Here is a 1,020-nt window from a genome sequence, read left to right as displayed (position 1 = left end):
GTGACGTGGGTGGGCCCATCCCGGACGATCTCGGCGGATGAATGGGCCACGCTGGTCCAGACGCTTGACGGCGACGGCGGCTCCGCGGGCGCCCCAGAGGGTGTCGCCGGGAGCGGCCCAGGCGGTGTAGCCGGGAGCGGCTCGGGTAGTTCCGTGGGTCACTTCCTTTCAGTGCCTGGCCTTGAGGCCGATTCCTTGGTGCGCGTGATCAGGGCCTCGGTTCCGGACCATCCAAAGGCGCCAAGAAAGAACAATCCTGCGGGCGTGACATGGACACCGGCCACCGGCGCTGAGGCGTTGACACGGCTGGAGCCGGACACGTTGAGCGATAACGACTTGCTGGACTACCTACACGCGGCGAACCGATTGGCGGCGTTTGCCCAGGCCAGGGAGATGGAGGCACTGGCCGAGTTCGCTACCCGCCGACCACCCCTGAACGAGGAAACACCCAGGGAGCAGCACCCTGAAGTGTCTCTGTGGGCCGCGGGGGAACTCATGGCCGTGTACGCGATCAGTGCGGGCACTGCCCAGCATCGCCTCGATGACGCCGCAACGTTGGCAGCGTTGCCATCCACCGGGACACTGTTCAGGAAAGGACTGCTGGATCAGACCCGGATCCACGCCATCCGTCGCGGCCTGGAAAACGTCCCCGAGGACCTCTTCCCGGTCCTGGAACCGCTGTTCCTGCCCGGGGCATCCCGGATGAATCCGGCCGGACTGACCCGCAAGATCCGGCGATTGGCACAAAAACACAACCCCGAATCCCTGACCGAACGTTTTCACAGGGCCCGCGCGCAAAGAAGGGTCTGGTTCACCCCACTGCCCGACGGCATGGCAAAACTGGGCGCCATCCTGCCCGCCACACCCGCCCTAGCCCTATTCCAAACCCTGGAAACGTGGGCCCTGCAAGCCCAGCGTGACGGCGAGCCCTCCACCGCACTGACCCCCACCGGGCGGCCCTCCCGCAGCCTGAACAACTACCTGGCCGACTGCTTCCTGGACCTGATCCACCAATCCTTT

1 protein-coding gene is annotated in these 1,020 nt (G+C 65.7%); it reads left to right on the top strand.

The annotated features are described in order from the left end of the window. Window positions 1-264: 264 nt before the first annotated feature. The coding region (locus CVS27_RS20435; protein ID WP_207767614.1) for a DUF222 domain-containing protein at window positions 265-1,020 on the top strand (756 nt) is incomplete at its 3' end.

Source organism: Arthrobacter glacialis (genome assembly GCF_002909445.1).
In the GTDB taxonomy this organism is placed as follows: domain Bacteria; phylum Actinomycetota; class Actinomycetes; order Actinomycetales; family Micrococcaceae; genus Specibacter; species Specibacter glacialis.
Note: the sequence above shows the minus strand (reverse complement) of the source record. Positions and strands in the feature narration are given on the sequence as shown.